General features: G+C 64.5%; 7 protein-coding genes. 2 read left to right on the top strand and 5 right to left on the bottom strand.

The genetic code is table 11. The annotated features are described in order from the left end of the window. On the top strand, positions 1–548 hold a 548-nt coding region (locus EOA24_RS21415; protein ID WP_127410044.1), incomplete at its 5' end, for a hypothetical protein. Between the two features lie 88 nt (positions 549–636). Next, positions 637–1,311 carry an HAD family phosphatase gene (locus EOA24_RS21410; protein WP_126082916.1) on the top strand — a complete coding sequence of 225 codons (675 nt, stop codon included), beginning with the start codon at positions 637–639 and terminating at the stop codon, positions 1,309–1,311. Position 1,312: 1 nt separating this feature from the next. Here the strand turns inward: EOA24_RS21410 and EOA24_RS21405 are convergent, their stop codons facing one another. The 5 genes from EOA24_RS21405 to EOA24_RS21385 all read right to left on the bottom strand — a co-directional run bounded on the left by EOA24_RS21405 (position 1,313) and on the right by EOA24_RS21385 (position 7,355). Beyond that, positions 1,313–2,482: a DUF930 domain-containing protein gene (locus EOA24_RS21405; RefSeq protein ID WP_126082917.1), complete on the bottom strand. Its 1,170-nt coding sequence runs from the start codon at positions 2,480–2,482 to the stop codon at positions 1,313–1,315. A gap of 138 nt (positions 2,483–2,620) precedes the next feature. Next, positions 2,621–3,994 (bottom strand): pyruvate dehydrogenase complex dihydrolipoamide acetyltransferase, encoded by a 1,374-nt coding sequence (locus EOA24_RS21400; protein ID WP_127410043.1) that lies wholly within the window; start codon positions 3,992–3,994, stop codon positions 2,621–2,623. A gap of 3 nt (positions 3,995–3,997) precedes the next feature. Continuing rightward, positions 3,998–4,996, bottom strand: a complete 999-nt coding sequence (locus tag EOA24_RS21395) for an alpha-ketoacid dehydrogenase subunit beta (RefSeq protein ID WP_126082919.1) — start codon at positions 4,994–4,996, stop codon at positions 3,998–4,000. Further along, on the bottom strand, positions 4,996–6,024 hold the full coding sequence (locus tag EOA24_RS21390) for a thiamine pyrophosphate-dependent dehydrogenase E1 component subunit alpha (protein ID WP_126082920.1): 1,029 nt from the start codon (positions 6,022–6,024) through the stop codon (positions 4,996–4,998). The genes EOA24_RS21395 and EOA24_RS21390 overlap by 1 nt, the downstream gene beginning before the upstream one ends. Positions 6,025–6,026: 2 nt before the next feature. Next, positions 6,027–7,355: an NAD(P)H-dependent oxidoreductase gene (locus EOA24_RS21385; RefSeq protein ID WP_126082921.1), complete on the bottom strand. Its 1,329-nt coding sequence runs from the start codon at positions 7,353–7,355 to the stop codon at positions 6,027–6,029. Positions 7,356–7,369: the final 14 nt, after the last annotated feature.

Raw genomic sequence — 7,369 nt, 5'->3', positions numbered from 1 at the left:
GCGCGAGGGTGGTGTCGGAAACGTTCGGCGTGCGCTTCGAGATCGACGAGGCCAAGCTGACGCGCGCCTTCCTCGACTGGATCGAAGTCATGGAAGCGCAGAAGCGATTTGCGGCGGTCGACCGCGCGGACTTCATCGTCTTCGCCGCCGGGCTGGTGCTGCGTGAGCTGATCCGGCAGGCGCCGGCGCGGGAGGCCTCAGGTCTGAAGGAAATGGTCGAGACCGAGGCAAATGCCGGCACGGCGGAAATCGTGCGCTTCTGGCCGGAAGGTTTCCTTTATACCAACTACTGCGTGTCGGCGATCCTGGCCGTGCACGAGCAGGAATTCGGCAACGCGCCCAGCATCGATAAATGCGCCGACGATCTGCGCACCTGGTGGTCCTACCGCGAGAACGCATCGGAAATGCCCGCTTATGCCGTGGCCTTCCTCGATCGGTTCCTCGGCGCCGAGCCCAACTGGATCACACCCGACCGCGCCCAGTCGCGCCAGGCCATGCAGCGCGCGCTCGGATCCTCGCCGGTCAGCGAGGCGTTGCGCCAGCTTTGAGCCGCTGGAGACGTAATCACCCGCTATTGAACATCTGACTTTTTATCGATAGCGATGTGCGCATTGGCACAGAGGCCGGGAGAAGCGCGTGGCGCAAACCAGACTTATGATTTTCGACTGCGACGGCGTTCTCGTCGACAGCGAGCCGCTCGCCGCCAAGGCTTACGAGCGCGTCTACGAGAAGCACGGCATGCCGGGCGTGCATGGCGGCATCATCGCGCAATGCATCGGCATGAAGCAGGCCGACATCATCGTGAAGATCAAGGAACTGACCGGCCACCAGTTCCCCCCGGCGGCCGATGGCGACATCTGGGCCGAGACCAAGCTGCTCTTCTCCGAGGAGTTGAAGCCGACGCCGGGGATCGCGCCATTCCTCAGCGCGCTTGCCGGAAACCGTTGCGTCGCCTCGTCGTCCTCGGTCGAGCGTATCAACCACAGCCTGTCGGTCACGGGATTGTCGCGCTTCTTCGGCGAGGCGATCTTTTCCTCCTCGATGGTGAAGAACGGTAAGCCGGCGCCGGACATCTTCCTCTACGCCGCCGAGAAGATGGGTGCGAAGCCGACCGACTGTATCGTGGTAGAGGATTCGCCCTTCGGCGTTCAGGGCGCGGTGGCTGCCGGCATGATCGCGATCGGCTATACCGGCGGCGGTCACACCTATCCCGAGCACGGCGCGCGGCTGAAAGCCGCCGGCGCCGATTTTGTCTGCGCCGACTGGCACGAGGTTGCCCGGCAATTGGCGGAGCTTGGTGTCCCGGCCTAATCTAGCGGAGACTGGGGAAGCGACGCCGGGTCCAGTCCCCCGGCGGGACCAATCCCCCTACACGGAAGTTGAAGGATAGGACCCTCGTCGCATCGGCGTCGACCTCGCAGCGGAAGCTCAGATCGTACCATTGGGTTGTCGTGCTGAAGGCGGCCTGCGGAGGGTTGAGAACATTGCCCTGCTTCAGGGGGATGGTCGGCAGCCATTTCGGCGCGTAGTCGGCACTTTGCAGTTCCTGGTTCAGGACGTTGGCGCAAAGATTGGCTATGCGCTGATCGCGCGGCACGTTCTCCATCGAGCTCGTAGCCTGCATATTGCCGGTCGCACCCGGCGAGTAAAGTTTCCTGACGCCCGGCAGGCCGGAATAGATCGGCGCTCCCGCAGCCGCGCTGTCGGCGGAGTTCGACCTTGCCGGGTTCCCGCTTGGCGCTCTCAAGGCTCTTGCGGATTTGAACTTCATCGCCTTGGAAGGTTTTGCCTTTTCGGCCATGGATGGAGGCGCGGGCTTGTCGCCTGACTCGGCCGTCAATGGCTTTAACGGCACGGCCGCAGGCTTTTCGGCGGTTTCCGGAGCTGTTTCCTGCTTGTCCTGCTGCTGTTTGTCAGCATCCTCCGTCGCCTGCTTCTCCTCGCTTTGAGCGGGTTTTTCCTCCGTCGCGGCGGTTGCCGGTTTCTCTTGAGGCTTATTGGCGTCAGCCTGCTGCTCGGGCGTTGCAGGCGAAGCGGGCTGGCCGGGCGCGGGCTTCGGCGCGACCGGCGGCTTCGCGGGCTCATTCTGGGTCGGCGATGGCGCATTGGCCGGAGCGCTGCCCCCGTTCAGAGATTTCTCCGGGCCGGTATCCTTCTCGCCGTACTGGAAAACGCGCTTCAGAACCGGGATGTCCTGCGGCTTCGGCGGCTGCGGAGCCGGTGGCTTCGGAGCCGGCTGCTCAGGCGGCTTTTCGACCTTCTGTTCAGGTTTCGGCTCCGGCGGCTTCGGAGCAGGCTTCGGCTTTGGCTGTTCCGGCGGCGGCACGATCGCGACGTTGACCGGCTGTTCCTGCTGGTCCGGCTGTTGCTCGGGCCTCGGCAGGCCAAAGAACAGGAACGCTGCAATCAGGACATGCAGGAACAGCGATGCGGCCAAGGCCCATCGCCAATTCCGAAACCATTCCCGCATCTTGCCGTTCATTGCGCCCGATGTGGAACGAAATGGCGGCGGCTTCAAGCACCGGGCCGGGATTTGCGCGAGCTGCCGGCCTGGCAAGTCGGTGATCGGAGGGCCCCGTAGCGTAAGATCAAGCCGGATCAAAGGCCTGCAGGAATTGGCTTACACCAGCATGCCCATCGGGTTTTCGATCATGCGCTTGAAGGCGCCGAGCAGTTCGGCGCCGAGCGCGCCGTCGACCGCGCGGTGGTCGGTCGAAAGCGTCACTGACATCACCGTGGCAATCTTGATCTCACCCTTCTTCACCACCGCACGCTCCTCGCCCGCGCCGACCGCCAGGATCGTCGCATGCGGCGGGTTGATGACGGCGGCAAAGTCCTTGATGCCGAACATGCCGAGATTGGACACCGCCGTCGTGCCGCCCTGATACTCTTCCGGCTTCAGCTTGCGGCTCCTGGCACGGCTGGCCAAATCCTTCATCTCGTTGGAGATCACCGACAGCGTCTTTTCATCGGCATGCCGGATGATCGGCGTGATCAGGCCGCCGGGGATCGACACGGCGACGCCGACATCGGCGTGCTTGTGCTTGACCATGGCGTTCTCGGTCCAGGAGGCGTTCGCATCCGGCACCGCCATCAGCGCCATCGCCATCGCCTTGATCACCATGTCATTGACCGAGAGCTTGTAGGCCGGAACCTCGCCCTTGTCGGTCTCCCTCATGGGTGCTGAGGCATTCAACTGCGTGCGCAACGCCAGAAGCGCGTCGAGCTCGCAGTCCAGCGTCAGATAGAAATGCGGGATGGTGGACTTCGCCTCGACCAGGCGGCGCGCGATGGTCTTGCGCATGTTGTCATGCTGAACGAGCTCGTAGGAGCCTTCGGCGAACAGCTTCAGCACCTGGTCGTCCGACATCGGCTTGGGTGCCGGCGCCGGGGCGAACGGGACTTCGGCCGGAATCTCGGCGGCCGGCTTAGCGAGGGTGGCCGTGCCTTTCGCTGCGACCGCGGCCTCGACGTCGGCGCGCACGACACGGCCGCGCGGGCCGCTGCCTGCCATGGCCGAGAGGTCCAGATTTGCCTCACGGGCCAAGCGTCGAGCCAAAGGCGTGGCTCGGGCGGGCCCCTGCGATTGGCTGATCTCCCCCCTTGTGGGGGAGACGGCCGGCAGGTCTGAGGGGGGCCGGACGGAATGAGAGGTTGGCGGGACAACGCCCGCACCTGTCGGCTGCGCCGACATCTCGCCCACGAGGGGGGAGATTGGCGCCTTGTTCTGCGGCGTCTCAGCCGAATACACTTCATCGTCGGCATAGATCCAGGCGACGGGCTCACCGACGGGAATGTCGACGCGCTCCTTGCCAGTGACGTTGCGAAGCGTGCCGCTGGCCGGCGCGTCGATCTCCATCGCCGCCTTGTCGGTCTCGATCTCGAAGAGCACGTCACCCTTCTTGACGCGAGCGCCCTCCTCGGCGAACCAGCGCGAGATCTGGCCGGTCGCCATGTCCATGTCGACCTTGGGAAGAATGACTTCTGTCGGCATCGCTCAGCGGACCCCTTTCACGAGGTCGCGCGCTGCGGCGATGATGTCGGGAACCTGCGGCACGGTGGCCTTTTCCAGGTCCGGATTGTAAGGGATCGGCGTCTCGGCGCCGCCCAGGCGCACGATCGGCGCATCGAGATAATCGAAGGCCTCGCTTTCGGCGACTAGCGCGCTTACTTCCGCGCCGATGCCGAGCGTCTTCACCGCTTCGTAGACGCAAAGCAGGCGCGAGGTTTTCTTCACGCTGTCGATGATGGTCTGCCTGTCGATCGGGCGGATGGTGCGCAAGTCGACCACCTCGATGTCGATGCCTTCGCCTTCCAGCGCGGCAGCAGCGTCAAGCGCCTTCTGCACCATGATCGACGTGGCGACGATGGTGAGGTCGCGACCTTCGCGGCGGATCTCGGCCTTGCCGATCGGAACGGTATAGTGGCCTTCCGGCACATGGCCCTTCATCTTGTAGAGCAGCTTGTGCTCGAAGATCATCACCGGATCCGGATCGGCAACGGCGGCCAGCAGCATGCCCTTGGCATCGTGCGGCGTCGCCGGCTGGATCACCTTCAGGCCAGGCACATGGCCGAGCCAGGCTTCCAGGCTCTGGCTGTGTTGGGCGGCTGCACCCGTGCCGGAGCCGGCAGGGAAACGCATCACAACCGGCACCGAGACCTCGCCGCCCAGCATGAAGCGCATCTTGGCCGCCTGGTTGACGATCTGCTCCATGCCGAGCGTGGCGAAATCCGAGAACTGGAATTCGAAGATCGGCCGCATGCCGGTGACGGCCGCGCCAACCGCGACGCCTGCACCGCCCAGTTCGGAAATCGGCGTGTCGATCACCCGGTCGGTGCCGTACCGTTCGACGAGGTCGCCGGTCACCTGGAAGGCGCCGCCATAAACGCCGATATCCTCGCCCATCAGGAAGACGCGCTCGTCCATGTCCATGGCGATCGCCATGGCTTCCTGGATCGCCTGGGCGTAGCTCAGTTCACGCACCGCGGCGTCCATCACGCTTGCTCCGTGTAAACATAGTTTTCGAGGGTGGCGATCTCGGGCGCCGGGCTCGCCTTGGCGAACTCGATGCCGTCGGCGATCTCCTTGGCGACCGCGTCGCGGATCGCCTCAATGCCCTGGTCGTCGATGAAACCGAAATCGCGCAGCTCCGTCTCGAACAGCGTGATCGGATCGCGGTTCGCCATCCAGTCCTCGATCTCTTCCTTCGTGCGATAGCGGTTGCGATCGCTCTTGGAATGGCCGCGATGACGGTAGGTCTTGGACTCGATCAGCGTCGGCCCCTCGCCGGCGCGCGCCCGCTCGACCGCGTTGAAGGACGCCTCGGCCACCTCGGAGAAGATGTTGCCGTTGACGATGACGCCCGGCATCGAATAGGCGGCCGCTCGTTCGGCGATGTTCTTCACCGCGGTCGAGCGCGCCGTCGAGGTCGACATGCCGTAGCCATTGTTCTCGCACACGAAGATCACCGGCAGCTTCCAGATCGCCGCCATGTTCAAGGCCTCGTGGAAGGCGCCCTCATTGTTGGCGCCGTCGCCGAAGAAGGAGACGACCACCTTGCCGGTCTTCATCCTCTTGGATGAAAGCGCTGCGCCCACGGCAATCGGAATGCCGCCGGCAACGATCCCATTGGCGCCGAGATTGCCCTTGGCGACATCGGCGATGTGCATGGAGCCGCCCCTGCCCTTGCAATAGCCGGTGGTCTTGCCGAAGAACTCGGCGAACATGCGGCTGACCTCCGCGCCCTTGGCGATGCAATGGCCGTGGCCGCGATGCGTCGAGGTGATCTGGTCATCCTCGGCGAGCGGCATGCAGATGCCCATGGCGCTCGCTTCCTGCCCGATCGACAGGTGCATGGTGCCGTGGATGAGGCCGCGCATGTAGCACTCTTCCGCGCCCTCTTCGAAGCGGCGGATGAGGTACATCTTGTGAAGCACCTGTCTCAGTTGCTCTGGACGGTACTGGCGATAGACGAAAGGCAGGTTGGCCCGGCTATCCACGACGGCTTTGCTGGCTCCGGCCATGATCACGCCTCCACGGTTCCGTAGACGAGCTTGTCCTGGCGGGCGCGCAGATCGGCGATCTTCGAGCCCGGCGCGGGCGCGGCATTGGCATAGGTGATGAGCTCGCCCTTCTTGATGGGCGCCGTCACGGAGCCGCCCTGCAGCAGGCCGCAGGGGATCGCGCGCGCCGCATGGGCTTCCGGCGCCGTCATGATCCAGGCGCGGTAGCAATATTCGCCGATGGCATCGAGCTTGTCGCCGGGCTTCAGGTCCTTCTTGGCGACCGCGCAGACCTCGGCCACGGGCTTTGCCAGCGGCACCATGTCGGCCTTGCCGTAGAGCACGACGCGGGCGCAGGTCAGCGGCACTTCCAGCGAGGTCAGGTGATAGGGGCGATGGAAGGTGAAATACGGGCCCTTGCCCATCTTCAGGTCTTCCATGCGCTCCGAGATGCGCGGATGCGACATGTCGGCCACGACGAAGACGCCCGGCGCGACGCCCTTGCCGATCGAATAGTCGACGACGCCGACCTTCGACAGCACGCCGCCGTCCTTCTCAGGCACCAGCACCTTCGACAATTCGCCGAGCGTGGCCGCCGGGCCGTGCATCCCGGGCTTGTCGGGAACCAGCCCAGTCGCGTTGGCGATCGCCGCCATCTCGACCATTGTCTTCGAACCATCGACGAATTCGACCAGCATGCGCACATTCATGTGCCGGCGCTTCGCCTCCTCCTCATAGTCCGGAGGCGTGGCGTCGATGTTGAGCGGGTTGTTCTTGCCCTTGCCCGCGGCAACGATCGGGTGGCCCATAGCGGAGACGAACTCGATCAGCTCCATGCAGGAAGACGGCTCGTCGCCGGCGCCCAGGGAATAGGTGACGCCAAGCCGGTCGGCCTCGGCCTTGAGATAGGCGCCGATGGTGACGTCCGCCTCGACATTCATCATCACCAGGTGCTTGCCATGCTCCATGGCGCGCAGGCCGATCTCGGCGCCGACGGCCGGAACGCCGGTCGCGTCGATCACGACGTCGATGAGGTCATTGCCGATGACAAGGCTGGAATCGTTGGTGACGGCGATCTTGCCCGCTTCCATGGCAGCGGTCATGGCCGACGCGTTCGACACTTCCCGCGCATGGCCGGTTTCCTGGAAGGCGATATCGACGGCCTTGCTGGCCGCCGGCAGGTTGAGTTCGGAAATGGCGCCGATCTCGATGCCGGACATATGGGCGACGCGGGTAACGATGTCGGTTCCCATTTCGCCTGAGCCGATTAGGCCGATGCGGATGGGCTTGCCGGACTTGCCGCGTTCCTCGAGATCCCGGGCAAGGCCCGTCAACGAAATATTGGAAGCCATGCCGCTTATTCCTC

It is taken from the genome of Mesorhizobium sp. M2A.F.Ca.ET.039.01.1.1, assembly GCF_003998035.1.
In the GTDB taxonomy this organism is placed as follows: domain Bacteria; phylum Pseudomonadota; class Alphaproteobacteria; order Rhizobiales; family Rhizobiaceae; genus Mesorhizobium.
The sequence above is the reverse complement of the archived record's forward strand: the minus strand, read 5'-3'. Positions and strand labels throughout refer to the sequence as shown.

What these genes read in the sequence shown, in the direction of transcription:
- EOA24_RS21405 (WP_126082917.1), bottom strand. Translation starts at nt 2,482, where the DNA reads ATGAACGGCAAGATGCGGGAATGGTTTCGGAATTGGCGATGGGCCTTG.
- EOA24_RS21400 (WP_127410043.1), bottom strand. Translation starts at nt 3,994, where the DNA reads ATGCCGACAGAAGTCATTCTTCCCAAGGTCGACATGGACATGGCGACC.
- EOA24_RS21395 (WP_126082919.1), bottom strand. Translation starts at nt 4,996, where the DNA reads ATGGACGCCGCGGTGCGTGAACTGAGCTACGCCCAGGCGATCCAGGAA.
- EOA24_RS21390 (WP_126082920.1), bottom strand. Translation starts at nt 6,024, where the DNA reads ATGGCCGGAGCCAGCAAAGCCGTCGTGGATAGCCGGGCCAACCTGCCT.
- EOA24_RS21385 (WP_126082921.1), bottom strand. Translation starts at nt 7,355, where the DNA reads ATGGCTTCCAATATTTCGTTGACGGGCCTTGCCCGGGATCTCGAGGAA.